The sequence below is a fragment of the Ferrimonas lipolytica genome (assembly GCF_012295575.1).
GTDB classification, from domain to species: Bacteria; Pseudomonadota; Gammaproteobacteria; order Enterobacterales; family Shewanellaceae; genus Ferrimonas; species Ferrimonas lipolytica.
The window spans coordinates 3,937,905-3,963,090 of sequence record NZ_CP051180.1; the positions used below are offsets into that span (position 1 = coordinate 3,937,905).

Here is a 25,186-nt window from a genome sequence, read left to right on the forward strand (position 1 = left end):
GCTAATCGTTGTGGCTGATAACTGGAACAGGTGTCGGAGTTGTAGTCGCAGTAGTATTGTTGCCGTCGCTGGGTTAATACTTGGTTTGCTCAGTTTGTTGTTGGGATTGATGCTGTCTGAGTTTATTCGCGGTATCAACAGCCAGGTACGATCGATGGTTTGCTTTCTCGCGGTTGGCAGTGGAAGCGGCGGTGATAACGGGTAGGAGCAGTGTCAGTAAGGTTAAATCGATGCCAAACGACGTGACGATAACGGATTAGTCTATGGTTGATAGAGCCCCGTAGGAGTGTTTTTGAGCTTGGTACTGTTACGACTGTAATAGTCCTTGCCGTAACTTTCTCGATGACGGTGCTGCTGAGCCGATTTTTCGATAGTAAGGAGATTGTTGATAATGAAGAAACAACTACAGGCTGCCGTATTTGCTGCGGTCACGTTTTTTGCCATGGTTCCAAGCGCATTTAGCCATTGCCAGATCCCGTGCGGGATCTACGACGACCACGCTAAGGTGCAAGAGATGCTGCAAGACGTGGCAACCACCCGCAAAGCGGTGGCACAGGTTGGTCAGCTCGCTGGCAAAAAAGATGCCCAGTCCAGCAACCAACTGGTTCGTTGGGTGATGAATAAGGAGCAGCACGCTCAAAATGTGATTGCCACTATCAGCGATTACTTTCTTACTCAGCGCGTGAAGGCCGATCAAAAAGATTACGCGGAACGCTTGCAGAAGCACCACGCGGTGATTGTAGCTGCGATGAAGGTGAAGCAAAACGCCGACAGCAAGTATGTTGACGACCTAGAGAATAAGGTTAAGGCGCTACTGCCATACTACCCAGAGCACAAACACTGATACTTTCAGCTTTTACAGACAATAAAAAAGGGCCTACAAATTAATGTAAGCCCTTTTTAAATCAAACCTTATTGGTTTGATTTTAGTTCATGCCGTACTTCTTCAGCTTCTTGCGCAGCGTACCGCGGTTGATGCCTAGAATGTTAGCAGCGCGGGTTTGGTTTCCGCGAGTGTATTGCATAACGATGTCCAGCAACGGCTGTTCAACTTCACACAGTACCATTTCGTAAACTTCAGAGGCTTCTTGGCCATCCAGTTGGGCAAAGTAGTTGCTTACTGCACGTTTTACAGAATCACGTAACAGCTGTGGCTTTACAGTGCCGTTTGGGGTCTCGATTTGGCCAACGGTCAGTTGGTGCGCTTCAGAAAAGGAGTTCTGCTGATCAAACATACTGTCTTCGCTCTGTCTCTTAAATATTGTTTACTTCGAAAAAGCTGGCTAAGGCTTCTCGCTGTGCCGTTGCCGATTCAAGTTGATTGAATTGGCGTCTTAAATCCGGTTGTTGTTGGTTATCGAGATACCAACCCACGTGTTTACGAGCGATGCGCATACCGCGCTCGTCCCCGTAAAACTCGTGTAACTGCTGCAGGTGTTCCTGCATCAGCTGCCAGCGCTCTTGCAACGAGGGCTCTGGCAGATGTTCTCCGGTCGCTAAGTAGTGGGCTATTTCGCGGAAAATCCACGGTCGACCCTGCGCAGGGCGGCCTATCATAAGGCCGTCTACGCCAGTCATATCCAATACTTGGCGCGCCTTCTCAGGACTGTCGATGTCGCCATTGGCAACAACGGGTATCGAGATGGCATTCTTAATGGCCGCAATGGTGTCGTACTCAGCTTCGCCTTTGTACATGCATTGTCGTGTTCGACCATGCACGGCGAGAGCAGCGATGCCACTTTGCTCGGCAATACGAGCGATGTCGACACCATTACGGTTTTCCGGATCCCAACCGGTTCGGATCTTGAGGGTAACCGGCACATCAACCGCGTTAGCGACTGCTGTACAGATTTGGCCCACCAGTTCCGGGTGGCGAAGCAAGGCAGAACCTGCCAACTTCTTATTAACTTTTTTTGCTGGGCAACCCATATTGATGTCGATGATTTGGGCGCCACGCTCCACATTGAAACGAGCAGCTTGAGCCATCAACTCCGGTTCACAACCAGCGATTTGAACGGATCGGATCCCACTTTCATTAGTGTGGTCCATGCGTGACATCGATTTCTCGGTCTTCCATACCTCAGGGTTAGAAGAGAGCATCTCACTCACGGCCAGTCCAGCCCCTAAGCGGCGGCATAACTGACGAAAAGGTAAGTCCGTAACACCAGCCATTGGTGCCACGATCAGCTGATTTTCCAGTTGATAGGGTCCAATTTGCATAGTCACTTTTTAACCAGGTCCGAAACGAGGGAGCGAATATTACTCTTTTTTTGCGGTGGTGGGAAGGTTAGAAAATGAACTCAGCGCAAATTAATACACTTGACTTTCTTTTGCACAATGCTGATTGGCTCTGCAAAACCACGTTAGCGGTTACTCACTTCCGTGGTTTTGCATAAATTGCTGGTTTTTTATACTTACCAGTGAGTTGTTAGCGTTTGCGGCCGTCTAAACGACACCAATCGCCTTCTACTGCAGTCGGGTTCAAATCGAACCATTGGCCGTAGATTTCACGCAGCTCTTCCGCTTGCTCTTGCAGCAAACCGGACAAAGCCAACTCACCACCGGTTTTTACCAAGGCACTGATAACTGGCGCCAACTCACGCAGTGGCCCAGCCAAGATGTTGGCAACCACAACATCAACTTGCAGATCTGTCGGCTGATCCTTTGGTAGGTACACAGTGAGCTTATCTTTAATGCCATTACGGTTGGCGTTATCCATCGAGGCGGTTAGCGCCTGAGGATCGATATCCAAGCCGATAACGTCTTTGGCGCCAAGCTTGATCGCCGCAATCGCTAGGATCCCAGAGCCGCAACCGAAATCAACAACCTGCTTGTCTGATAGATCTTGGCCGTCCAACCAAGTTAAACAAAGGGCGGTGGTTGGATGAGTACCGGTGCCGAACGCTAGGCCAGGATCAAGCAGTACATTTACCGCGTTAGGTTCAGGAGCTTCGCGCCAGCTCGGACAAATCCACAGACGATTACCGAACTTCATCGGATGGAAGTTGTCCATCCATTCGCGTTCCCAATCTTTGTCTTCCAGCGCTTCAACCTTAAACACCAGTTGATTAGCAAGTTCCGGTAGTTGCTTCAGCTTGGCTACTACAGGCTCCATGTCGGTAATGGCGTCGTACAAGCCAACTACGTCGGTATCACCCCACAAGCGGGTTTCGCCCGGCAGTGGCTCAAACACCGGTGTGTCTTGGGAGTCGAGGAAGGTGACCGATACCGCACCGGTTTCCACTAGATGATCACCGATGATCTCAGCGGTTTCAGAAGTGGCGTTTAGTCGAATTTGGATCCAGGCCATGGGAGTCTCATTGGAATTGCTTAAGGAATTGCCGAATTGTAAACGTAAATGGCTGCAGTCGCAGCGGCTTTTTCGGTGTGATTATCGTCACGTGGTGTGATTACCGTACCGTTTTATGGTTGGCAGCATGATCATGATCATATTTGGCTTAAACTTTGTTACGTAGAATTTACTTCAACTCAATTTCGGATGTGGAAAAGATGCAGCCAAGCGTTCAACCCGATCGTCGCGCCGCTAAGAGAGAGGTGGCTCAAGGTGTCACCGGCGCTATTTTGACTCTATTTTTACTACTGCACCTTCACCTCGAAGCCAGTATTCTGTTTGGTAAAGAGGCGTTTGATGCGATGGCGTCATTTTTGCACGCTGGCTGGGCCGATCCAACTGGGCACGGTTACAGTTTTTTGGTGGTGATTGCAGCGGCGATATTGATGTTTATTGTATTGCTACATGTCTATGCTGTAAGCCGCAAAATCCCGGTTAAACTGGCGCAATATCGTAAGCTGCGTGAGCATGGCCTGGTGGTGAACCACGGCGGTACCCGCTTGTGGCGTTGGCAGCTCTACAGTGGTTTAGCAATGCTGCTACTTATTCCTATCCACCTCATCACCATGATGGTGATCCCCGAGCAGATCGGCTCTGAGCAATCTGCCGCGCGCATTGTTTATGACGGCGGTTGGTTACTGTATGGCTTATTAATGCCGTTATCGATTATCCATGCTACCGCAGGCATTACTCGGCTGTGGTTAAAGTGGTGTCCTATTTCAGAACCGCGCTTTTTCGGCCGCAGTATTACTCGCGGCGTAACTGTTTATTTGATTGTGTTAGGCACCGCTAGCCTATTGATGCACATCTACAACGGCTTGCAGGCTTGAACGGAGTCCTATAAATGAAAACCATAACCACGGACGCGTTGATCATCGGCGCTGGCCTCGCTGGGCTTAGGGTTGCACTGGCGTGCCAAGCGCAAGGGCAGCAAGCCACGGTACTCTCTTTGGTACCTGCTAAGCGCTCACATTCGTCGGCTGCCCAAGGGGGGATGCAGGCCAGCTTGGGAAACAGCGTTAAGAGCCAAGGTGATGACGAAACCGCTCACTTTATCGATACCGTTAAAGGCTCAGACTGGGGCTGCGATCAAACCGTTGCACGCATGTTTGCTCATGTCGCTCCGAAAGCGGTACGGCAGTCAGCGGAGTGGGGCGTGCCTTGGAGCCGTATTAAAGCGGGCCCTCGGCAAGCGGTGATTAACGGCAAAACCACCACCATTAAAGAGGCGGTGCAGACCCATGGTTTGATTCACGCTCGCGATTTTGGCGGCACCAAGCATTGGCGTACTTGTTACACCTCTGACGGAACCGGCCACTCGTTGTTGTACGCGATGGACAACAAGGCCATTGCCGCCGGCATTGAGGTGCATGAGCGGGTTGAAGCACTGCAGTTGATCCACGATGGTCAGCGTTGTCAGGGGGCTATTGTCCGCGACTTAGTGAGCGGCGAGTTGATTGCCTATCTAGCCAAAACCACCACCATCTGCAGCGGCGGTTATGGGCGGCTCTGGTCGGCCTCAACCAATGCTCTGATTTGCGAAGGCACTGGTACCAGTATGGCTCTGGAAACCGGCTTAGTACCGATTGGTAATCCGGAGGCGGTACAGTTTCACCCAACTGCGATTGTCCCTGCTGGGATCTTGGTTACCGAAGGCTGCCGAGGTGATGGCGGCGTGCTACGCGATGTCGATGGGCATCGCTTTATGCCGGACTATGAACCGGAAAAGAAAGAGCTTGCCTCCCGCGATGTAGTGTCACGCCGTATGACCGAGCACATGCGCACCGGCAAAGGGGTTAAAAGCCCTTACGGTGAACACCTATGGCTGGACATCACCCAGCTGGGCGCCGCGCATATCGATAAGAACCTGCGGGAAGTAAAAGACATCTGTAATAACTTCCTCGGTATAGATCCTGCCAAAGATTGGATCCCAGTTCGCCCAACTCAACACTATTCCATGGGCGGAATTCGCACCAACGAGAAGGGCGAAGCCTATGGTTTAGCTGGCCTGTTTGCCGTGGGTGAAGCGGCCTGTTGGGATCTGCACGGTTTTAATCGCTTAGGCGGTAACTCATTAGCCGAAACTGTGGTTGGTGGCATGATCATTGGCGAGCACGTTGCAGCCGCGGCTAAGCAAACCGATGCACCAGAGGAAGCGGTAGCTGTACCTCATTGGCATGCAGTAGCCGCTGAAATTGATGCCTTGTTGCAAGCTGAGCAGGGCAATGACCCGTATGATTTGCGCGAGCAGATGGAACAGATCATGATGGACAAGGTGGGGATCTTCCGCACCGGCACCGAGCTTGAACAAGCTGTCGTCGAGTTAGAGCAATTGCAGCGCCAAGCCAGTGAATTGAAATTGCATAACCGCACCCGACACAGCAACCCAGAATTAGTGGAAGCACTGCGCGTTCGCAAGATGCTGAAGTTGGCGGTTGCTGTGGCCAAAGGTGCCCTTGCCCGAACCGAATCTCGTGGTGCTCACGCGCGCGAAGATTACCCACAACGTAACGACAATGAGTGGCTTAAGCGCACCATGGTGCACTGGCGTAATGATGCTGCCGAGTTGAGCTACGAAGCCATTGATATCAGTAAAATGGAGCTGCCGCCGGGGTTCCGCGGTTATGGTGAAGACAATACCATTGCTCACCCAGACAGCGCGGTCCGTTTAGCGCAAGTAGAGCAGTGGCAACAGCAATACCCTGATGCAACTGAGCAAGAGCGGCAACAAGCGCTGATGCCTTATGAGTTACCAACGCTGCTGAGCCAGCCCAACCAACGTCGAGGAGTGGGCAAATGACCGGCCGTACTATTACCTTTGAGATCTTCCGCTGCGATCCACAACATCCCAATGACAGTGCGCGGATGCAAACCTTCGAGTTAACTGAAGCTCCGGGAATGACGGTATTTATTGCCCTCAACCAGCTGCGCAAAGAGCAGGATCGGTCGTTGCAGTTCGATTTTGTTTGTCGTGCTGGGGTTTGCGGTAGTTGCGCCATGGTGATTAATGGCATGCCGACGTTGGCGTGTAAGACCCTAACCAGCCAGTTCAAATCTGGCAAGATCAAGCTGATGCCACTGCCAGGGTTTGAGTTGATCGGCGATCTGTCGGTCAATACCGGTAAGTTTATGCGCTCCCTTAGCGAGCGTTTACAAGGCTGGTTAGTTCCTGCTGGGGCAGAGCGTAGCTTCGATGCAGTTGAGGCCACTATGGAGCCGCAAACTGCCGAGATGATCTACGAGTCTGAGCGTTGTATTGAATGCGGTTGCTGTGTTTCTGCTTGCGCCACGGCGCAGATGCGCGACACCTTCATCGGTGCTGTGGGACTGAATAAGATCGCCCGATTCACCTTGGATGAGCGCGACGGCCGCGGCCCAGATGATTTCTATCATGTGCTTGGTGGCGACGATGGTGTGTTTGGCTGTATGACCCTGCTCGGTTGTGCTGATGCCTGTCCGAAAGGGCTAAACCTGCAGATGCAGATCAGCTATCTGCGCCGTAAGTTGGCGTTGAATCCAGATCGGATCATCTAGCCCCGCGATGGGGTAAGTGAACGCCACCGCAAGGTGGCGTTTTTGTTGCTGCTACTGTTGTTCACCTGTGCGTGATCTCGGTGGTTGGCTGAAGCTGCGGCAGCGATTAATAGCTGCCAGCAAACGCTACCGCTACACGGGCAATATTATCTTCAACAGCACGGGAGGTGCTAGCGCTGATCTGGCTGGTCATAAATGGGTGGATGTTAGTGCCAACCCCTGTAATGGCTTGGTCGATAAAGGTGGTGGAAGTGTGCGAATCGGTAAGGGTGTAATGTACCTTAGCGATGGCAACATTGCCCCATACCGTGCTGTGTGGTTGTTGGAACTGCGCTCGTAACTCATAGCGGCCGTAGGGGTTGAGCAGCAGCTGCTGCGCCAACATCTGCTCAATCTGCTGAGCAAACAGTGCTTCGGCTTGGTCGTCACTGTTGGAGCTTGGCCGCGGCATCGGCACCAGCTCTAACCGTACGTTTTGATAGAGGTCGGCACGGTAAACGTTAGGCAGTTCGAACTGTTGAGTTGTAAGCGTTGGCTCCGGCATTACTGCACCAATACAGCCACTTAAGCCGATAGTGCATGCCAAAGTGGTAACGACCTTCCCTGTGGTGATAGCCATAGTTACACCTCCTGCTAGTATCCGCACTTAAATCGGCAGCAAGTTCTATTTAACTTACTGTTTACACTTTTAAACTATAGGAAATGGCTAGTGTCTTGCAATGGCTTTGTAGGCTGTTAGGGCGGTGGCAGCTACAGGGCAATAAAAAACGCTTCGCTGAACTGCTCCAATGCGGCAGAAGATCAATAGCGGTAGTGCTTTACCCTTGGTATCGCGACTCGCCTAGCCAGTGCTTTAACAGCCTTGGAAAGAACAACACTTAGTTGGTACACAGCCCAAATTAGCCCAAAGTCACTGATGTTGATTAAAAAGTATCAGAGCATAAAAAAACCGCAAACCCTTGTTTATTAAGGTTTGCGGTTTAGGTATCAGAATCTAAAAGTCTGCTTAAGATTCGGCGTCTAGCTTCTTCTCCAAGTAGTGGATATTGGTGCCACCGTTTTGGAAATTCTCGTCGTCCATAATACGACCTTGCAGTTTGGTATTAGTCTTAATGCCGCTAACAACCAATTCGCTTAGGGCGTTACGCATACGCGCAATGGCGATCCCACGGTTTTCACCGAAGGTGATCAGCTTGCCAATCATCGAGTCGTAGTGAGGTGGTACGCTGTAGCCAGCATAGATGTGGCTGTCCCAGCGAATACCCATGCCACCTGGTGGATGGAAGTGCTCGATCTTACCCGGGCTTGGCATAAAGGTATCGGAGTCTTCAGCGTTGATACGACACTCAATGGCGTGGCCATTGATCTTCACATCATCTTGGGTCATCGATAACGGCTGACCAGCGGCAATGCGCAGCTGCTCTTTGATCAGATCGACGCCGGTGACCATCTCGGTTACTGGGTGCTCTACCTGAATGCGGGTGTTCATCTCAATAAAGTAGAACTCGCCGTTTTCGAATAGGAATTCAAAGGTGCCAGCACCGCGATAACCAATCTCGATACAGGCACGGGAGCAGCGCTCGCCGATGAACTTGCGCATCTGCTCGGTGATCCCCGGTGCCGGAGCTTCTTCAACGACCTTCTGGTGGCGACGCTGCATGGAGCAATCGCGCTCGCCTAAGTGAATGGCGTTGCCTTGACCATCAGCCAATACCTGCACTTCGATGTGACGTGGGTTCTCTAGGAATTTCTCCATGTAGACCACATCGTTACCAAAGAAGCTGCCCGCTTCAGACTTGGTAATGGCGATGGCTTCAATCAGCTCTGACTCTTTACGAACCACGCGCATACCACGACCACCACCGCCACCAGCGGCCTTGATGATAACCGGGTAGCCAATGCGTTTGGCGCACTGTAGGTTGAAGTCATTGTCGTCGCCTAGCGGGCCGTCCGAACCTGGAACACAAGGTACACCGGCTTTTTTCATCGCATCGATAGCTGCGACTTTATCGCCCATGATGCGGATGGTCTCGGCCTTTGGACCAATAAAGATGAAACCACTTTTCTCTACCTGATCGGCAAAGTCCGCGTTTTCAGACAAGAAGCCGTAGCCGGGATGGATGGCGATAGCATCGGTCACTTCCGCAGCGGCGATCAATGCCGGTACGTTTAGGTAGCTCTCGGTCGCCGGAGCTTTACCGATACAGATGGTTTCATCGGCTAGCAGTACGTGCTTGAGATCGCGATCAGCAGTGGAGTGCACTGCGACGGTTTTGATCCCCAACTCGCGGCAAGCGCGCAGAATTCGAAGGGCAATTTCGCCACGGTTGGCGATGACCACTTTATCCAACATGGTCGATTCCTTATTCGATGATGAACAGTGGTTCATCAAACTCAATTGGGTCACCGTTATCGGCTAAGATGGCTTTTACTACGCCAGCTTTATCCGCTTCGATTTGGTTCATCATCTTCATCGCTTCGATGATGCACAGGGTATCGCCAACATTGACGGTATCGCCTACTTCAACAAATGGCGTTGCGCCTGGAGTTGCGGCGCGGTAGAAGCTACCTACCATTGGTGAACGAACCTGATGTCCCGTTGGAGCAGCTGCTTCTGCTGGCTCGGTTGTAGCAGTAGGTGCTGCGGCAACGGGAGCTGCGGCAACAGGAGTTGCTGCGGCAGGTGCAACGTAGGTTGCTGCTGCAACTGCCGTTGGGGCGGAGATACGTACGCTCTCTTCGCCTTCGGTGATCTCCAGCTCGGCAATGCCAGATTCTTGTACTAGTTCGATGAGTTTCTTGATCTTACGAATGTCCATCGGAGCTTAATCCTGTAGTTCAATGTTCTTTAAGTAACGGCACGCGGAGGCGAGGGCATAGCTATAGCCTTCGCTGCCAAGACCGCAAATCACGCCCACAGCCACATCGGATAGATACGAGTGGTGTCGAAAAGGTTCTCGGGCATGCACGTTCGATAGATGAATTTCAATAAATGGAATGGCGACGCCCAGTAGCGCATCTCGCAGTGCTACGCTGGTGTGTGTCAATGCGGCGGGATTGATAACGATAAAGCTAGCATCGGTTTGATGAATCGTATCAATCAACTCTGCTTCGCTATTGCTCTGCACGTGCGATAACCGAACCCCGTGTTGTTGTGCCTCTATTTCGAGTGCATCCACGATGTCTGCTAAGGTCTGTGAGCCATAAACTTCCGGTTCACGACGGCCAAGCAGATTCAGATTAGGTCCATTGATAACTAAAACGTGTGCATTTGACGACATCTTGCGGCAATCCTCAGCAAAAAATAGGCTAAGTGTCGCAAAGTTCAAATTGCATTCACTTTTTAGAGCCATTCCAGTTAAGTCGAATCATTATAACGACAAGTTCGGATTTAGCAGCACTTTACTGGTCTAATCTCCCCATTATCCCCGCAGAATTAGGAAATTCAGTCGAATTTCTTGGTTCGCAGTGCTTTGGTTTGGCCATGCTTCTTTTTACTGTCTACTCGGCGCCGTTGTGACGACCGGGTAGGTTTGGTGGCGTAACGTTTGCGTTGTTCCACCATTGCTTCCAATAAAATGATTTTTAGTCGCTCTAGTGCGTCTTGTCGATTCATCTCTTGGCTACGGTATTGTTGTGCCTTGATGATCAGCTTACCACTAGCACTCAGGTTCGGGTGGCCCTTACTTAGCAGCTTCTCTTTGTAGGCTTCTGGCAGCGCTTTCGAGGCATTTACATCGAAGATAAGTTGGATGGCGGTACTGGTTTTATTTACGTGCTGACCACCCGGGCCAGAAGCACGGATCATCTGCATCTCTATTTCATGAGCAGGGAGGGTAACGCGAGCAGAAAGTTGCAGCATGGCCTGATGGTGATATGGAGTAAGAGTTGAATTGTCGCTGCTGAGGAAACAACAGGCAATAAAAAGCGATGCCGAGGCATCGCTTTTTGGGTACAGGCTAAGCCGATTACATGCTTAATGAATTGTGTACCGCTTGCTCGCCATTGTAGATCTTAGCGTTGACAGAGCCGCTGCTGCTGGTCAGCTGGAACTTGTCGCCGTTCTTGACGATTTGATAGTTCGCTGAATCGTTAGCATCAAAGACAACGTACATTGGGCCAGTGACGGTGTAATCGTTACGCTCGCTGCTATGAATGATGTTTTCTTCATAGCGAACGGTAACCACTTGCTTGCCGCTAGTTAGCTTATGTGAATCTGCTGTTACAGAAACCTCATTGCCATTTACTGCTGTAGCAAAGAAACCGTCACCCAGTTGCAGCTGAGCTGCAGATACGCCGGTGCTTAACAATAGAGCTGTGGCTGCAGTAGCCAATAGAGTCTTAGTGCGCATTGATGATTCTCCTTCCTCGTACAGCGCCAGAAGGTACATCGTCGGCGTCAAAACCGGGATGAACCCTATTCCCCCGTGACTTTTGTTAATCCAATTACAGTCACTTTATTGAGCAAGCCAATACCGCTTTTGCTCAGGGTTGTATATGTTTTACCATCATGAGCTACCGAAGTGAACACATTGGTGAGTATAGTTCGTGAGTTGAACCTTGCTCATTGTCAATATCCTGCCAATCACTTATTGACCAGTTTAATTGATTGTTTTGTAGTGTCGTGATGTATATCACTTTTTGATTTAATGGGTGAAAAAGTGGTAATCCAACCAAACCTTAACATCTTGAGTTTGTTTTTTATCCAAATGTTAACGTTTGGTGTGGCATTTTTAATGGGGAATAGGGAACAAAAATTACTACCTAGAATATGGCTACTACGTTAGTTTATCGACAAATTTTAACAAATGGCCGCTGCTGTAGTGGGGCCTTAAACACCATGTCGAGGTTGTTGCTGTGTCGTTGTTGCAGTTGATTGTCGGGCCGGAAGCGGGCTATCAGATAGAACAGAACGGATTGGAAGCGGCGCTGTTTGATAAGTGGATTGCAGCTAGCGGCGGCCCCAAATGGTTACCACTGGCACCACTGGAGCGTCACCTTATCCAGTCGTTTATGCCGCAGCAACATTCAGTTACGTTTTTAGGCACCTCATCCGGTGCTTGGCGTTGTGCTGCTTTATGTCATCCGCAACCAGCTGCGGCGCATCAACGTTTAGAGCACGGCTATATCAACCAGTGGTATGACGCGAAGCCAAACCAAACTGAAGTAGAGCAGCAGTGCCGTGGCATTCTCTCCACTGCATTCGACGGTGGCCAACGACAAGCTCTGCTTGATAACCCGCATCGACATCTAAATCTGATTGTTTGTCATGGCCGCAGTCTAGTTGCCAGCGAACACCGAACCGTAGCCGCAGTTGGGGCTGGAATCGGCGCGCTAGCCAACGTGCTATCACGCAAAACCTTGAGCTTGTTTTGGCGTCGTTGGGTGTTGCACGCCAAATTACTAAGCCCTTTTAGTGCTTTGGATGATTTACCAACTCAGAGCGCTCGCCTTACCGAAACTGGTTTAATCGATGCTTTAGTGGCTACCGGCAGCATTCCGCTGGTGTTGCGTGGAGTACCAAACCTAGAAGGCACGGCGCCGGGCTATTACTACGACGGCGGCGTTACTGATTATCATCTGGATCTGCCCGCTCTGCAGCAGGGAGGGTTAACACTCTATCCGCACTTTTATCCTCATGCCGCACCCGGTTGGTTTGATAAATCGCTGCCTTGGCGTCGGGCCAACAGTAACTTCCGCAAGGTGGCGATGCTCGTGCCTTCAGCTCAATTTATTGCTCGCTTGCCTGAGGGGAAACTACCGGATCGCAATGATTTTGCTAAATGGGGTAATCAGCAGCGAATCGATAATTGGAACCGCTCGGTTGAACTGGGGCATGAGCTGGTTGAAGCATTTAAACAGCTGCAGGACGATCCCCAACGGGGCCTAATGCGCTTAGGCGATTAAAGCATTCGGTTAAATCGTGAACAAAAGGGTTTACATGCAAATGATAATTGTTATCATTTGCTCATAGTCATTTTGTTACTGAGGTTCCCATGCTGAAGACCATCACTTTTGCCGTTATGCACTTTTCAATTGCCTTTGCGTTGGCCTATTTGATTACCGGAAGTTTGGTTGTTGGTGGTCTACTGGCTATTATCGAACCAGCGGTCAACACTGTGGGTTACTCGATTCATGAGCGGGTCTGGAAACGGATTGAAAATCGTCAGGAGTCATCGCTGCAACTTGCCTAGCGTTAGTGCAATAGTTGACTTAATTAGTTGGTTTTGCACCAAACCTAGGAACCCTGTCTACACTTTCAGAGTACCGATACCAAAGTAGGAGGCGCTATGAAACGCATAGATGCCACGCTGCTGCCAATCGATACGCCGGTGTTGCCTCAGGGACGAAAGGAGTTGCGCTTGGCCACGCCGGGTCAGTTGCGAATGTTGGCACAGTGTCTTAAAGACCCCAACCAATGGTTGGTGGTATGCATGAATCGGGAAGAAGAGGGCGATCTACCCTGTTACCCGGTAGCTACTCAGGTACGAGTAGTCGATTTTTCCAGCTTGGATGATGGCACCCTTTCCGTCGTTGTGGAAGGGCAACAAAAAGTTCGTATCTCAGAGGTCTGGGCCGAAGCCGATGGCGTTTGGATGGGCAAGGTTTTGCCTATGCTTAATTGGCCTTCAAGACCTATCGAACAACCATTCTCTATGGTTGTGGCCGCATTAGAGCGTCTCTATCAACAAGAGCCCTCGCTCGGGCAAATGTACCCAGAGCGAGAACTTAGCGATGCCTGTTGGGTTTGCCAGCGCTGGTTGGAGATCCTGCCATTAGTTGAGCAAGACAAACAGATGCTAATGGACCAGCCAGACTGCAGTAAAACCATGCACTATGTGTTACAGCTCATTTTAAATCACCAATCTGGCGCCAACTAAGAGTTGTGGCGCCACCTAGTGCCTCGGCGCTTGCCTACTCGTAACGCAACGCTTCAATGGGGTCGAGCTGCGATGCTTGGTAGGCTGGATAGAATCCAAAACCAATGCCAATAATGGCGGTCCCCCCCACACTTATCAGCATAATTGGTAGCGATAGCGCCAATTCCCAATCCAGCCCATAACGGCCAATCATCAGTGCCAGTAACGACAGTGCTAAGCCCAACAGTGCGCCGATAACGCACAGCACTACACTTTCGATCAGAAACTGCAGCAAGATAGCGCGCGGCGTGGCACCCACCGCCATGCGTAGGCCAATCTCACGGGTACGTTCGGTTACACTGACCAGCATGATGTTCATTACGCCGATGCCGCCAACCAGCAACGACACCCCTGCTACCCCTGCTAACAAAGAGTTAAACACTTGGCTCGCTTGAGCTCGAGTCTGCATCATGGCAGATAGGTTCATCACCGAAAATGGGGAGCTGTCGCTGGCGCTAATGCGGTGACGTTGACTAAGTAAACGTTCAATCTCTTCGCTGACGTAATCCATGTTTTTAGCATCATCAACCGAGACCGTCAGTCGTTTTACTCGGTTGATGTCGGTACCGCTGAAGCCGATGACACGACGGTTGGCGGTGCTCAGTGGCATGATAAGAATGTCGTCCTGATCGGAACCACGCATATCTTGGCCCTTTTCTCCAAGTAAGCCGATGATGGTTAATGGCACCTTGTTGACGCGAATGGTTTCGCCAATGGCGCTGCTGGGATCATCAAATAGTTCTGTAGCGGCGGTGTTGCCAATCAAGGTGACTTTAGCGCCGTTACGCACCTCTGCGTTGCTGAAAGCGCGGCCTAGCACAATGCGCCAGTTCTGCGCCACCAGCTGGTCGGTATTGCTGCCCTCGATTTCGGTATTCCAGTTTTGGTTGCCCCAAACCACCTGAGCTTGGCCTTTTACGTGGGCACCAACGGCAACGACTTCAGGGATCTCGCGTTTGATGGCGTCGGCATCGCTGATAGTAAGTTTATTAACGTTGCCGGCTGCCCCTTTGGAGCCGCCGCTGGAGATGGCCCCAGTGTGCACCATCAGTAGGTTGGTACCTAAGCTTTGGATCTGTTTGTCGACTTGGCGTTGGGCGCCTTCGCCTAAGGCAAACATGATTATCACTGCACTGATACCGATGATAATCCCAAGGGTAGTTAATACCGATCGCATCAGATTACGTCGCAATGAGGTGAGCGCGGTTGATACTAAGGTCATTACGCTGTCTCCTGCTGAATTTTGCCATCGCGTACGGTGATAATACGATCTGCTTGTTCGGCGATCTCAGGTTCATGAGTCACCAGCACCACGGTATGCCCCTGTTTATTGAGCTGTCGGAACAGCGCCATGATTTCGCTGCTGGTTTTGGTATCCAAGGCACCCGTTGGTTCGTCCGCCAATAATATGTCTGGCTGATTGATCAACGCTCGTGCAATGGCAACTCGTTGTTGTTGCCCGCCAGACAGCTGGCTGGGGTGATTATCAAGCTTGTCGCCTAAGCCAACCAGTTCAAGGCAACGGCGAGCGCGGTCACTGCCATCTTTGACCACCTCATCTTGGTACATCAGCGGCATCATCACGTTTTCGAGGGCGCTGGTGCGGCTGAGCAGGTTGAACTGTTGGAATACAAAGCCAATGTGGTCCCGTCGAAGATGTGCCAGTTGTGGCTTAGTCATCGCCGCGGTCGACTTGCCAAGTAGTACCAGCTCACCCTGTTCTGGGGTCATTAAGGCACCAATGAGGTTCATTAAGGTGGATTTACCTGAGCCAGAGGGACCGATAATGGCCACCATCTCGCCTTTCGCTATGCTTAGGTTAATGCCATCGAGAACGGTAAAGCGGGTATCTGCCATCGGAAAGCTGTGGCTAACTTGACGACACTCAATGGCACTGCTCATCGTTGAACCTTTATCTGGGTGATCACTTCCAACCCGGTTAAGTCAGGGCTGATGATCTGGGTGTACTGATCGTCGCTTAGGCCAATATCTACCTGTAGCGGCTCGGCTTCGCCGTCACGAAGGATCAGCACTTGTCCACGTTTGATTTTTCCCGATTGCAGTTGGTCGCGCAGGGCTAGCTGCTCTGGGGTAAGGATCTCATTAAGGATCTTATCCATCCGCTGTTTTTGCTGCTCTGCAACACCCCGGCCCGGCCCCATGCTGGCGTCGCGTTTGGGCATCTTGTCGCGCAAAAGCTGGCGCTGAGCTTCGGTTAGGTTGAGTTGTCCCAACATGCCTCGTTGCTTAGGTTGTTCATCGTTATTGTTGAAACGGCTGGCAACTCGAATAGCAGCGTTGCTGATCCGCTGGGCTTTAGGCACTGCATCGATACTGATCTCTAGATTGGCGGTCATGCCTGGCAGCAGCAGATTTTGTTGGTTATTGGCGTTAATCACTACGGTGTAGCTGATCACTCCAGAGCTGGTTTGTGGTGCCTTTTGGATCTGATCTACTTTACCTCGGAACTGTCGTTCTGGGTAAGCGTCGACATTAAACTGGGCTCGTTGCCCTAAGCTTATTTGGCCGATATCGGACTCATCGATGTAAGCCTCAATCTCCATCTGGGTTAGATCTTTGGCGAGGGTGAATAGCTCTGGGGTGTTGTAGCTGGAGGCAACCGTTTGGCCGGGTTCAATGGTTCTGTCGATGACAAAACCGGTGATAGGTGCGCGGATCTCAGTGCGATCTAATTGGATTTGTGCTTGCGCCAGCGATGCTTGATTGGAGGCTAGGGTTGCCGCTAATACCTGTAATTGGGTGTTACTGCGCTCAACGTTGATCTGCTGGGTGGTAACCAATGTTTCGGCGTCATCCAGTTCGTCGGCGGAGATGCTGCGCTGCTTGGCTAACTCTTGTGCTCGAACCAAGTCGCGCTGCGCCTGTTCTAGATCGACAATAGCTTGGCGAACGGTCAACTGCTGCAGCGCAATATCCGCCGTGGTTTTATCTACATTGGCTTGGGCCTGCGCCACTTGCGCCGCGAAGGTGCGCGGATCTAATTGAGCCAATAATTGGTTCTCGCTCACGCTGTCGTTGAAGTCGACATACACTTCGGTGATCTGGCCAGAGAGTTGGGCGCCCACCACCACATCATCCACCGCGGCTAAGGTTCCGGTAGCGCTGACGGTATTGCTGATCTCACCGATGCTCATCGATTCGGTTTTGAATGTAGAGGTTGGTGGGGTTTGACTGGTGGCAAGCGCCCCCCAGATAGCAACCGAGATAATAAGAGCAATTAATGCAATAACTACTTTCTTCATAACAACTTAGGTAAATGACGATATTGATATGGGTAGCGTACTGCTGCAGGAGATGAGGGTTAATTGAATTTGCTTAGCTTTACATTAAGTTGTGCGACCCTCTTTGGACCAAGCCCTATCATTGTGGTTACCAACAAAAATCGCGGTCGTGAGACTAAAAAGCCCGCGAATCATGCGGGCTTTTAATGTTATCGACAATCTATATTGGTTGGCGGTTTAGTTCGCTAACACCTTATCTAGATGTTCAGAGAACTTAGTCGCGTTCATAAAGCCGGTAACGCGCAGAGTGCTGATCTCTTCGCTATCAGTGCCGAAGAACAACAAGGTTGGCAGGCCGAGCACGTCGTAACGTTCCATAATGACCTGATCGATCTCATCCATTTCGGTTAAGTCCGCTTGCAGCATCACCATGGTGTCGGTGCGCTGGCGCACCTTAGGATCTGGGAAGGTCAGGTGCTCAAACTCTTTACAGGAGACACACCAATCAGCATAAAGATCCAGCATGACGGCTTTGCCTTGTGCATTGGCTTTAGCGATTTCAGTGTTGAGATCATCAATCGACTTGATCGGCACAAACGCTAGCTGATGATGCTGCTCTTCTGGGTCTGCCATTACAGAGGACAGGCCGTAGGAGATGCTGCCCAGTAGCGCCATGCACAACAACACGAAGCGTGCGCCTTTAGCAATGCTGTGGTTGGTTTTGCTGTTTTTCCATAGCAGGTAACCAAACATCGCCACACCGAGAGTCATCCAGGCTAGGTCGAGGTAAACCCCAGACCAGATCCGGCTTAGCATCATCAAACTCACTGAAAGCAGCAAGAAGCCAAATACGTGTTTGATGGTTTCCATCCAAGCGCCAGCACGAGGCAACAACTTACCGCCAGAGGTACCGATAAGGATAAGCGGCAAACCCATACCCAATGACAGTGCATACAGGGCAGAACCACCAACAATTAGATCGCCGGATTGGGCCACATAGATAAGCACGCCAGACAGTGGTGCGGTAGTACACGGTGAGGCAACTAGGCCGGAGATCAGGCCCATGATGAATACGCCGATGAACGAGCCGCCTTTTTGCTTATTAGAAGCGGTGTTGAGTTTATTCTGCATGCCTGACGGCAACTGCAGTTCATAAACGCCAAACATCGATAGCGACAACACCACAAACAAGATGGCTAAACCAATCAATACCGATGGGCTTTGAAGTACCGCTTGATATTTGGCCCCAGCAGATGCGACAACCAAACCTAGAGCAGTGTAGGTTAATGCCATCCCTTGCACATAGGTCATCGACAATGCGAACGCTTTGCCGCTGGAGAGCTTAGAGCCATGGCCAGCAATGATGCCAGTTAGGATTGGGTACATCGGGAACACGCATGGGGTGAACGCCAGTAAAATGCCCAAGCCAAATAGGGTTGCTAGTACCACCCACAAGTTGCCACCGGCAAGCATCGCCGCCAAGCCATCTTGTTCAGTTTGTGGTGCATTAGTCTTAGGGGCGATGTCGTCAAACGACGCGGCTGCCGCCGCGAAGTTGCCATCGTTGGCGGCAACGGCAGTCAGCGGTATCTTTATTTTGGTTGGCGGGTAGCACAACACCTTATCCAAACACCCTTGGTAGGTGATGGTTAGCTCGGCGTCTTTACCAGCTTCCAAAATTGGTAGCACCAAGTTAGCGCTGTTGAAATACACCGGCAGATCACCGAAGAAATCGTCGGTGTGAATGGTTGGCTCAGGATAGACAATCTCACCATACTCAGCAGTGTTGCTGGTTACCTTGAGCTTGAACTTCTCTTGGTAGAGATAGTAGTCATCACCTGCCATGGTGAAGTTCATCATCAGCTTGTTGCCTTGCTGATCGAAGTCGAATAAATACGCCTGATCTACTGGAAGAACCTGCGGTTCATCCTTAATAAAGTCGAAGCTTGCAACGGCGCTGAAGCTGGTAAATGCCAGCAACAAATAGGTAAACACTCTTTTCATAATCAGCAGTTTTGTTTTATCCAGTCCAGATATGGCTGATGGCCCCACTGTATCGGCATCGCAATGATCTCCGGTACATCGTAAGGGTGTTGTTGACGGATCACCGCCTCCAACTCAGTTAATTGGCTACTTTGGGTTTTAATCACTAGCTGCGCTTCAGTGTCTTTGCACAGCTCTCCTTGCCAACGATACATTGAGGTGATTCCCGGGAGAATGTTTACGCAAGCGACTAAACTTTGGTTTAGTAGTGCTGCGGCAACACGCTCAGCGGTGTCAACATTGGGGCAGGTGCATAACACCACACAAGGTTGGTCAATCACGGTTTCCGTCTCAATTGTCGTCGGCATATTGTGCCCGCCACTGTACTGCAGATATTGCACGACTGCACAGGATCGGATCGCATATCAGTAAACTGACTTGAAATCAGACCATGCTTGCCCCATTTATGTTGCATAACCGACAAAAAATTAAGAGGTCGATATAGTGTTTCCACTATTTGTGTTGTTTGCCGTAATGCCGATCGTAGAGATCTATGTGCTGATGGAAGTTGGCTCGGCGTTGGGTGTGGGTGTCACTATTGGTATCGTTTTGCTTACCGCCGCATTGGGTGCGTCGTTGGTGCGAAGCCAAGGGCTGAGCACGCTGATGAGTGTGCAAAGTCGCTTAAACCAAGGTGAGATCCCTGGACTGCAGATCATGGAAGGTGTGCTATTGGCCGTAGCTGGCGTCTTGCTGGTTACCCCAGGGTTTGTTACCGATTTCTTCGGTCTACTTATTCTGACTCCGTTTACTCGTAAGATTATTGCTGGCGCGCTGCTCAAACGAGTAAAGCTGCAATCGGTTGGTGCTGGTCAAGCCGGTTTTGGGGCTCAGTTTGGCCAGAGCCCATTTGGTCAACAAGGGCCATTTGGTGGTCAGGGCCCATTTGATGGTCAAGATGGCAATACCTTCGATCATGAAGGCGATAGCCACACCCCATATGGGCGTGACAAACAGCTGGAAAAAGACAGCAAGATTATTGACGCCGATTACCAACGCAAAGATTAATTGTTGTTAGCCTGCGCCGTGTTGGTTTCGAGAGTGAGCGAAACCGCGCGGCGTTTTGCTAAAAACCAGCAAATCGAACCCATCAGCGCATTCGCGCTGGTCATCGCGATAAATATCCCTTCTGCACCAGCAACTTGCTTACCTACCCACGCCGCTGGCAACAGCAACCCTAGCCTCGCCATATTGAGAATGAGTGCAGATACCGGCTTATGCAGGCTATTGAGTGTTACCGAGTACAGGATCACGATAGCCAACAGGCCGTAGCTCGCAGGCAGCCATAGCAAGAAGCTGCTGATGTAGTGCTGGGTTTTCGCTTCAAGCGCAAATATCGCCGCGATGTTGTCAGACTGCAGCCATACCAACAGATACAGCCCCAGTTGCAACGCCAACACCATCTTTAAACAGGTAAATAGTGCATCAAAGGCGCGTTGGAGCTGCCCGGCGCCAATATTCTGCGCTAAGAAGGGCGTTAGGGTGCCGGAGAGCGCGGTAACCACCAACAGCAGCAACGACTCGATCCGCATGCCAACCCCAAAAGCGGCCACCGCGTGGGTATCAATCCGCGCCAGCATTCCGATCAAAATGGCCCCACTCATTGGATTGAGTAGATTGGACAGGGTGCTAGGGCGAGCGATATGCAGCAGCTCTTGCCAATGACGCTTGAGGGTTTTACGGCAAGGAAATGCCGGTGGCTGGTGCATCAACAGTAGATAGATGGCTAAGCTCAGCGCAACTACCCAACCAATAACCGTTGCCACCGCCGCGCCGTAGAAACCCAACTCAGGAAACGGACCTATGCCAAAGATCAACAGTGGATCGAGGATGGCGTTGGTAATGGCTACGGTGGCAGTAACGATGGCCGGTGCCATGGTATAGCCGCTGGCGCGCAACGCTTGGTTAATCATTATCTGCACAATCAACATCGACACGCCCAGGTACCAAGTGATCATGTAGGACTCGAAGTAAGGCAGTAACGTTGCTTTTGCTCCTAATAGGGCAAATAACGGATCGATGGTTAATACGCCAATCACTGCGGTGCCTATACCAAAGGTAATCGCTAGCACCAAGCCATTAGCAATGAATTGCCGTGCTTCGATTATGTTTTTTTGGCCGAGGATGCGCCCAAGGTTAACCGACATCGCACTACCTAACCCTAGCGCAATGGAAATAGTCATTAAGGTTGGTGCCAGAGTTAAGCCAAAGGCAGCCAAGGCATCGCTGCCTAAACGAGAGATAAAAAAGGCATCGGTAAGCTGGTAAGCCAATAGACTTAATACTGCCAACAGGTTTGAAGCGGTCATGCGGCCGAGGGTTGGCAGCATTGGACCGTGGAGCATGTCCAACTTTTTACTCATGCAATAGACTTACGCTTCATGCTCTGGAAAAACCTCAAATCGAAACCTTAGGGAAGTGGCTGACAAGTCTAACAAGATAGGTGCTTTCACAGCAAAGTAGAGCGATTGAATTGCGTGCGGTCGCATCATGATAATTTTTTTAACAACAGCCCTTGTTTTCCTTTGTGCTAACCCCATATTTCACATCAGTTGATAGCAACGCTATCTATAACAATCATACTCACGGAATCGTTTTAGGAGAGATAACAGATGACTATCCGTCCGTTGCACGACCGCGTAATCGTTAAGCGCACCGAAGTAGAATCTAAGTCCGCTGGCGGCATCGTATTGACCGGCAGTGCTGCTGAAAAATCCACCCGTGGCGAAATTGTTGCAGTAGGCAACGGTCGCGTATTGGAAAATGGCGAAGTTAAGGCGCTTGACGTAAAGGTTGGCGACACTGTGATTTTCAACGAAGGTTACGGCGTTAAAGCTGAGAAGATCGACGGCGAAGAAGTGTTGATCATGTCTGAGTCCGACATCCTCGCGATCGTCGAATAAATCTATCTGTATCCAATTCTTAGAAGGAGTTAGCAATGGCTGCTAAAGACGTAAAATTTGGTAACGACGCTCGCGTAAAAATGCTGGCTGGCGTTAATGTACTGGCTGACGCCGTAAAAGTAACCTTGGGGCCTAAAGGCCGTAACGTGGTTCTGGACAAAGCCTTTGGCGGTCCAACTATCACCAAAGATGGTGTTTCTGTAGCGAAAGAGATCGAGCTGGAAGACAAGTTCGAGAACATGGGCGCACAGATGGTTAAAGAAGTTGCTTCTAAAGCCAATGACGAAGCGGGTGACGGTACTACAACCGCAACCGTTTTGGCTCAAGCCATTGTTACTGAAGGTCTGAAGGCAGTTGCTGCCGGCATGAATCCAATGGATCTGAAACGCGGCATCGACAAAGCAGTAGTTGCTGCTGTTGCTGAGCTGAAAGAGCTGGCTGCACCTTGTACTGACTCCAAAGCGATCGCACAGGTTGGTACCATCTCAGCTAACTCTGATACCTTAGTCGGTGAAATCATCGCAACTGCGATGGAAAAAGTGGGCCAAGAAGGCGTTATCACCGTTGAAGAAGGTCAGGCTCTGGAAAACGAGCTAGACGTTGTTGAAGGCATGCAGTTTGACCGCGGTTACCTGTCTCCTTACTTCATCAACAATGCTGAAAACGGCACTGTAGAGATGGACTCTCCGTTCATCCTGTTGGTTGACAAGAAAGTATCAAACATCCGTGAGCTGCTGCCAATTCTGGAAGGTCTGACTAAAGCCGGTAAGCCACTGCTTATCGTTGCTGAAGACGTTGAAGGCGAAGCTCTAGCGACTTTAGTTGTGAACAACATGCGTGGCATCGTTAAAGTTGCTGCTGTCAAAGCACCAGGCTTTGGCGATCGTCGTAAAGCGATGCTGCAAGATATCGCTGTGCTGACTGGCGGTACCGTTATCTCTGAAGAGATCGGTTTAGAGCTGGAAAAGGCGACCTTGGAAGATCTGGGTACCGCTAAGCGTATCGTTATCTCTAAAGACAACACCACCATCATCGATGGTGCAGGTGACGAAGAGCAGATTATTGGTCGCGTTGCTCAAATCAAAGCACAAATCGAAGAATCTACCTCTGATTACGACACTGAAAAGCTGCAAGAGCGCATGGCCAAACTGGCTGGCGGTGTTGCAGTAATCAAGGTTGGCGCTGCCACCGAAGTTGAAATGAAAGAGAAGAAAGCCCGCGTTGAAGATGCTCTGCACGCTACCCGTGCTGCAGTAGAAGAAGGGGTGGTAGCTGGCGGTGGTACCGCATTGGTTCGTGCGGCAGCGAAGATCACCGATCTGAGCGGTGACAACGAAGAGCAGAACGTTGGTATTAAACTGGCCCTGCGTGCAATGGAAGCGCCACTGCGTCAAATCGCTTACAACGCAGGCGTAGAGTCCTCTGTTGTTGCTAACAATGTAAAAGGCGGCGACGCTAACTACGGTTACAACGCTGGTAACGACACCTACGGCGATATGATCGAAATGGGCATCTTGGATCCAACCAAAGTAACCCGTTCTGCGCTGCAGTTCGCTGCATCAGTTGCTGGCCTGATGATTACCACCGAAGCGATGGTAACTGAAAAGCCTCAAGAAGCAGCCCCTGCAATGCCTGATATGGGCGGTGGCATGGGTGGCATGGGCGGCATGATGTAATTCGCCGCTAGCCTTTCGGGGGTTACTCCGAGCTGCTAACAAAACGCCGATTGAGGAAACTCAATCGGCGTTTTTTGTTGGCTGCGTACTAACTAAGTGTTGTTCTTGCCAATGTTGTTAAAGCACCGACTAGGCGAGTGTTGATATATGGGGAAAGCACTACCGCCGTTGATCTTCTGCCGCTTTTGACTGTGACCTAAGACAAAGGGGATTCCAAAGGGGGCGAAGCTCCCCCTTAATGTATACAAAAATGTGCCGTCGCCACCGCGACATAACTCCTTAAGAGTATTGCACTGCTAGAGTCGCAGGCTTGATATAAACCTCAACACTTAACAGTGACACAGCGTTTTTGTTTACTATTAACGCCAACGATTAGCGATTAAAAGTAATAGCCAAAGTTAATATTGATGCGTTCGTCCCAGCCGTCGCCCGCTTCAGCTAAGCCGATGTGATCATCCTTTTCGGTTGAGAAGGTCATATTCTTGCCCAAGATAAGATCCGCCATTATGTAGACCGGACCAGCGGAAAAAGCGGCGCCTGTAACGTTTTGTGCGCTGTTATCAAAGCTGCTGTCGTCGACATCTGGGGTCATGTAACCAAAGTCGTTATAAACCTTGATGCTGCCCCACGAGGTTGGGAAGGTTTTAGCTAGGTTGAAGCTATAAACTTGGCCTTTGGCAGCAACCTCATATTGCCAGCTCACCACCGATACGCCGATCTTGTTGTTATCAACGCCAGCCTGATTCTCGGCGTCGAACTCATACTGCAACGCTTGTAGCTGCACATTCCAACCATTAAAGCTGCTATCTACATGGGCTGCGATGGCGTAACGATCGCCGTTGTCGTCGGTTTCGCTATTGTAGATCTGGCCCCACATCAGTGATCCACCAAGGGTAGTACTGCCACCACCGTATTGCATGGTGTAGGTTTGGCGCAGGTTGAGCTGGTTGGTCTCTTCGTTGTAATAATCGGTACCGTTAATGGTGCCGGTATAGAGATCGGTAGCGTAGCGTTTGTTTTCTTCTGGGCCGTACTCGGGGTTTTTGAAGAAGCCGAGGTCGGTATTCCAGTTTCCGTTAGTAAATAGGGCTTTAATGCCCACGTCGCTGTCGTCTTCGAAGCCAAGGTAGTAAGGCAAACCAAACCAAAAGCTGTTGGAGATAAAGCCACGGTTGCCAAAGGGCACTTGAGTAATGCCCAATTGAATCTGGATGTCGTCGTTAATGTCGTAGTAGCCGTAACCAGTTTTGATGTAATCGGTATCACTGGTAAAGCGATATTCTGCTGATAATCCAAAATCGTCTAGTTTGCCGTTGAACTTGATAGCAGCGATGTCGAAATCGAAATCACCGCCTTTGTCTTTTGATTCATCGTCGTAGAATTTGATGCCGTAGTTGACGCGAACTGTGCCACCAATATTAATGCCATTTGGTTGGGCTTCTTGCGCATGGGCCGAGCCAGCCAATGCCGCGATAGCAACCGCTAATATCGTTGTCTTAGTCATTTCATCCTCTGA

General features: G+C 50.6%; 26 protein-coding genes. 10 read left to right on the plus strand and 16 right to left on the minus strand.

Translation table 11 applies throughout. The features are described from left to right. Positions 1-391: 391 nt before the first annotated feature. Entirely contained in the window at positions 392-844 is a 453-nt protein-coding gene (locus HER31_RS17850; RefSeq protein ID WP_168662722.1) for a superoxide dismutase [Ni], read from the plus strand. An 82-nt stretch (positions 845-926) separates the two neighbouring features. Here HER31_RS17850 and fis read toward each other — a convergent pair whose 3' ends face one another. From fis to prmA, 3 genes are all read right to left on the minus strand, one after another. Then, the gene (fis, locus tag HER31_RS17855; RefSeq protein WP_013343972.1) at positions 927-1,235 is read right to left on the minus strand and encodes a DNA-binding transcriptional regulator Fis; all 309 of its coding nucleotides are present in this window, start codon (positions 1,233-1,235) and stop codon (positions 927-929) included. A gap of 19 nt (positions 1,236-1,254) precedes the next feature. After that, a complete protein-coding gene (dusB, locus tag HER31_RS17860) occupies positions 1,255-2,220 on the minus strand; it encodes a tRNA dihydrouridine synthase DusB (protein WP_168662724.1) in 966 nt (321 codons plus the stop codon). A 208-nt stretch (positions 2,221-2,428) separates the two neighbouring features. Continuing rightward, positions 2,429-3,310 (minus strand): 50S ribosomal protein L11 methyltransferase, encoded by an 882-nt coding sequence (gene prmA, locus HER31_RS17865; RefSeq protein WP_168662726.1) that lies wholly within the window; start codon positions 3,308-3,310, stop codon positions 2,429-2,431. A gap of 200 nt (positions 3,311-3,510) precedes the next feature. On the opposite strand from prmA, the gene HER31_RS17870 reads away from it, so the two are divergent. The 3 genes from HER31_RS17870 to HER31_RS17880 are packed head-to-tail and all read left to right on the plus strand — an operon-like array spanning position 3,511 to position 6,886. Next, complete coding sequence (locus HER31_RS17870) at positions 3,511-4,182, plus strand: succinate dehydrogenase/fumarate reductase transmembrane subunit (protein WP_168662728.1); 672 nt, start codon at positions 3,511-3,513, stop codon at positions 4,180-4,182. A gap of 14 nt (positions 4,183-4,196) precedes the next feature. Beyond that, entirely contained in the window at positions 4,197-6,152 is a 1,956-nt protein-coding gene (locus HER31_RS17875; RefSeq protein WP_168662730.1) for a fumarate reductase flavoprotein subunit, read from the plus strand. After that, positions 6,149-6,886 (plus strand): fumarate reductase iron-sulfur subunit, encoded by a 738-nt coding sequence (locus tag HER31_RS17880; RefSeq protein WP_168662732.1) that lies wholly within the window; start codon positions 6,149-6,151, stop codon positions 6,884-6,886. Before HER31_RS17875 ends, HER31_RS17880 begins: the two co-directional genes overlap by 4 nt. Positions 6,887-6,992: 106 nt before the next feature. On the opposite strand, the gene HER31_RS17885 is transcribed toward HER31_RS17880, so the two are convergent. The 6 genes from HER31_RS17885 to HER31_RS17910 all read right to left on the minus strand — a co-directional run bounded on the left by HER31_RS17885 (position 6,993) and on the right by HER31_RS17910 (position 11,238). Next, entirely contained in the window at positions 6,993-7,505 is a 513-nt protein-coding gene (locus HER31_RS17885; protein WP_168662735.1) for a hypothetical protein, read from the minus strand. Positions 7,506-7,892: 387 nt separating this feature from the next. Then, positions 7,893-9,239 carry an acetyl-CoA carboxylase biotin carboxylase subunit gene (gene accC, locus HER31_RS17890; protein WP_168662737.1) on the minus strand — a complete coding sequence of 449 codons (1,347 nt, stop codon included), beginning with the start codon at positions 9,237-9,239 and terminating at the stop codon, positions 7,893-7,895. Positions 9,240-9,249: 10 nt separating this feature from the next. Further along, positions 9,250-9,705 (minus strand): acetyl-CoA carboxylase biotin carboxyl carrier protein, encoded by a 456-nt coding sequence (accB, locus tag HER31_RS17895; protein ID WP_168662739.1) that lies wholly within the window; start codon positions 9,703-9,705, stop codon positions 9,250-9,252. A 6-nt stretch (positions 9,706-9,711) separates the two neighbouring features. After that, complete coding sequence (gene aroQ, locus HER31_RS17900) at positions 9,712-10,167, minus strand: type II 3-dehydroquinate dehydratase (RefSeq protein WP_168662741.1); 456 nt, start codon at positions 10,165-10,167, stop codon at positions 9,712-9,714. A gap of 164 nt (positions 10,168-10,331) precedes the next feature. Continuing rightward, positions 10,332-10,748 (minus strand): alternative ribosome rescue aminoacyl-tRNA hydrolase ArfB, encoded by a 417-nt coding sequence (arfB, locus tag HER31_RS17905; protein ID WP_168662743.1) that lies wholly within the window; start codon positions 10,746-10,748, stop codon positions 10,332-10,334. Positions 10,749-10,854: 106 nt separating this feature from the next. Then, positions 10,855-11,238 (minus strand): DUF2057 family protein, encoded by a 384-nt coding sequence (locus HER31_RS17910; protein WP_168662745.1) that lies wholly within the window; start codon positions 11,236-11,238, stop codon positions 10,855-10,857. A gap of 505 nt (positions 11,239-11,743) precedes the next feature. Between HER31_RS17910 and HER31_RS17915 the strand changes: the two genes are divergently transcribed. The 3 genes from HER31_RS17915 (at position 11,744) to HER31_RS17925 (ending at position 13,767) form a co-directional block, all read left to right on the plus strand. Beyond that, positions 11,744-12,793 carry an alpha/beta hydrolase gene (locus HER31_RS17915; protein ID WP_168662747.1) on the plus strand — a complete coding sequence of 350 codons (1,050 nt, stop codon included), beginning with the start codon at positions 11,744-11,746 and terminating at the stop codon, positions 12,791-12,793. A gap of 89 nt (positions 12,794-12,882) precedes the next feature. Next, positions 12,883-13,080 (plus strand): DUF2061 domain-containing protein, encoded by a 198-nt coding sequence (locus HER31_RS17920; protein WP_168662748.1) that lies wholly within the window; start codon positions 12,883-12,885, stop codon positions 13,078-13,080. A 96-nt stretch (positions 13,081-13,176) separates the two neighbouring features. Next, entirely contained in the window at positions 13,177-13,767 is a 591-nt protein-coding gene (locus tag HER31_RS17925) for an LON peptidase substrate-binding domain-containing protein (protein ID WP_168662750.1), read from the plus strand. A 34-nt stretch (positions 13,768-13,801) separates the two neighbouring features. Here the strand turns inward: HER31_RS17925 and HER31_RS17930 are convergent, their stop codons facing one another. The 5 genes from HER31_RS17930 to cutA all read right to left on the minus strand — a co-directional run bounded on the left by HER31_RS17930 (position 13,802) and on the right by cutA (position 19,399). Beyond that, the gene (locus HER31_RS17930) at positions 13,802-15,028 is read right to left on the minus strand and encodes an ABC transporter permease (RefSeq protein ID WP_168662752.1); all 1,227 of its coding nucleotides are present in this window, start codon (positions 15,026-15,028) and stop codon (positions 13,802-13,804) included. Beyond that, the gene (locus HER31_RS17935; protein ID WP_168662754.1) at positions 15,028-15,708 is read right to left on the minus strand and encodes an ABC transporter ATP-binding protein; all 681 of its coding nucleotides are present in this window, start codon (positions 15,706-15,708) and stop codon (positions 15,028-15,030) included. Before HER31_RS17935 ends, HER31_RS17930 begins: the two co-directional genes overlap by 1 nt. Beyond that, the gene (locus tag HER31_RS17940) at positions 15,705-17,069 is read right to left on the minus strand and encodes an efflux RND transporter periplasmic adaptor subunit (RefSeq protein WP_168662756.1); all 1,365 of its coding nucleotides are present in this window, start codon (positions 17,067-17,069) and stop codon (positions 15,705-15,707) included. Before HER31_RS17940 ends, HER31_RS17935 begins: the two co-directional genes overlap by 4 nt. 216 nt (positions 17,070-17,285) lie before the next feature. Then, positions 17,286-19,052, minus strand: a complete 1,767-nt coding sequence (locus HER31_RS17945) for a protein-disulfide reductase DsbD (RefSeq protein WP_168662758.1) — start codon at positions 19,050-19,052, stop codon at positions 17,286-17,288. 2 nt (positions 19,053-19,054) lie between these two features. After that, entirely contained in the window at positions 19,055-19,399 is a 345-nt protein-coding gene (cutA, locus tag HER31_RS17950) for a divalent-cation tolerance protein CutA (RefSeq protein WP_168662760.1), read from the minus strand. Between the two features lie 133 nt (positions 19,400-19,532). Here cutA and HER31_RS17955 point away from each other — a divergent pair, with 133 nt between their 5' ends. Beyond that, a complete protein-coding gene (locus HER31_RS17955) occupies positions 19,533-20,099 on the plus strand; it encodes an FxsA family protein (protein WP_168663442.1) in 567 nt (188 codons plus the stop codon). Here HER31_RS17955 and HER31_RS17960 read toward each other — a convergent pair. Beyond that, entirely contained in the window at positions 20,096-21,454 is a 1,359-nt protein-coding gene (locus HER31_RS17960) for an MATE family efflux transporter (protein WP_168662762.1), read from the minus strand. The genes HER31_RS17955 and HER31_RS17960 overlap by 4 nt on opposite strands. A gap of 249 nt (positions 21,455-21,703) precedes the next feature. Here HER31_RS17960 and HER31_RS17965 point away from each other — a divergent pair, with 249 nt between their 5' ends. Then, positions 21,704-21,994, plus strand: a complete 291-nt coding sequence (locus HER31_RS17965; protein ID WP_168662764.1) for a co-chaperone GroES — start codon at positions 21,704-21,706, stop codon at positions 21,992-21,994. 35 nt (positions 21,995-22,029) lie between these two features. Beyond that, entirely contained in the window at positions 22,030-23,670 is a 1,641-nt protein-coding gene (gene groL, locus HER31_RS17970; RefSeq protein WP_168662765.1) for a chaperonin GroEL, read from the plus strand. A 379-nt stretch (positions 23,671-24,049) separates the two neighbouring features. On the opposite strand, the gene HER31_RS17975 is transcribed toward groL, so the two are convergent. Next, positions 24,050-25,174, minus strand: coding sequence for a hypothetical protein (locus tag HER31_RS17975; protein ID WP_168662767.1), 1,125 nt, complete (start codon positions 25,172-25,174; stop codon positions 24,050-24,052). Positions 25,175-25,186: the final 12 nt, after the last annotated feature.

Excerpts from the sequence above, each read along its gene's own strand:
- HER31_RS17850 (WP_168662722.1), top strand. The coding sequence starts at position 392 with ATGAAGAAACAACTACAGGCTGCCGTATTTGCTGCGGTCACGTTTTTT.
- fis (WP_013343972.1), bottom strand. The coding sequence starts at position 1,235 with ATGTTTGATCAGCAGAACTCCTTTTCTGAAGCGCACCAACTGACCGTT.
- dusB (WP_168662724.1), bottom strand. The coding sequence starts at position 2,220 with ATGCAAATTGGACCCTATCAACTGGAAAATCAGCTGATCGTGGCACCA.
- prmA (WP_168662726.1), bottom strand. The coding sequence starts at position 3,310 with ATGGCCTGGATCCAAATTCGACTAAACGCCACTTCTGAAACCGCTGAG.
- HER31_RS17870 (WP_168662728.1), top strand. The coding sequence starts at position 3,511 with ATGCAGCCAAGCGTTCAACCCGATCGTCGCGCCGCTAAGAGAGAGGTG.
- HER31_RS17875 (WP_168662730.1), top strand. The coding sequence starts at position 4,197 with ATGAAAACCATAACCACGGACGCGTTGATCATCGGCGCTGGCCTCGCT.
- HER31_RS17880 (WP_168662732.1), top strand. The coding sequence starts at position 6,149 with ATGACCGGCCGTACTATTACCTTTGAGATCTTCCGCTGCGATCCACAA.
- HER31_RS17885 (WP_168662735.1), bottom strand. The coding sequence starts at position 7,505 with ATGGCTATCACCACAGGGAAGGTCGTTACCACTTTGGCATGCACTATC.
- accC (WP_168662737.1), bottom strand. The coding sequence starts at position 9,239 with ATGTTGGATAAAGTGGTCATCGCCAACCGTGGCGAAATTGCCCTTCGA.
- accB (WP_168662739.1), bottom strand. The coding sequence starts at position 9,705 with ATGGACATTCGTAAGATCAAGAAACTCATCGAACTAGTACAAGAATCT.
- aroQ (WP_168662741.1), bottom strand. The coding sequence starts at position 10,167 with ATGTCGTCAAATGCACACGTTTTAGTTATCAATGGACCTAATCTGAAT.
- arfB (WP_168662743.1), bottom strand. The coding sequence starts at position 10,748 with ATGCTGCAACTTTCTGCTCGCGTTACCCTCCCTGCTCATGAAATAGAG.
- HER31_RS17910 (WP_168662745.1), bottom strand. The coding sequence starts at position 11,238 with ATGCGCACTAAGACTCTATTGGCTACTGCAGCCACAGCTCTATTGTTA.
- HER31_RS17920 (WP_168662748.1), top strand. The coding sequence starts at position 12,883 with ATGCTGAAGACCATCACTTTTGCCGTTATGCACTTTTCAATTGCCTTT.
- HER31_RS17925 (WP_168662750.1), top strand. The coding sequence starts at position 13,177 with ATGAAACGCATAGATGCCACGCTGCTGCCAATCGATACGCCGGTGTTG.
- HER31_RS17930 (WP_168662752.1), bottom strand. The coding sequence starts at position 15,028 with ATGACCTTAGTATCAACCGCGCTCACCTCATTGCGACGTAATCTGATG.
- HER31_RS17935 (WP_168662754.1), bottom strand. The coding sequence starts at position 15,708 with ATGAGCAGTGCCATTGAGTGTCGTCAAGTTAGCCACAGCTTTCCGATG.
- HER31_RS17940 (WP_168662756.1), bottom strand. The coding sequence starts at position 17,069 with ATGAAGAAAGTAGTTATTGCATTAATTGCTCTTATTATCTCGGTTGCT.
- HER31_RS17945 (WP_168662758.1), bottom strand. The coding sequence starts at position 19,052 with ATGAAAAGAGTGTTTACCTATTTGTTGCTGGCATTTACCAGCTTCAGC.
- cutA (WP_168662760.1), bottom strand. The coding sequence starts at position 19,399 with ATGCCGACGACAATTGAGACGGAAACCGTGATTGACCAACCTTGTGTG.
- HER31_RS17960 (WP_168662762.1), bottom strand. The coding sequence starts at position 21,454 with ATGAGTAAAAAGTTGGACATGCTCCACGGTCCAATGCTGCCAACCCTC.
- HER31_RS17965 (WP_168662764.1), top strand. The coding sequence starts at position 21,704 with ATGACTATCCGTCCGTTGCACGACCGCGTAATCGTTAAGCGCACCGAA.
- groL (WP_168662765.1), top strand. The coding sequence starts at position 22,030 with ATGGCTGCTAAAGACGTAAAATTTGGTAACGACGCTCGCGTAAAAATG.
- HER31_RS17975 (WP_168662767.1), bottom strand. The coding sequence starts at position 25,174 with ATGACTAAGACAACGATATTAGCGGTTGCTATCGCGGCATTGGCTGGC.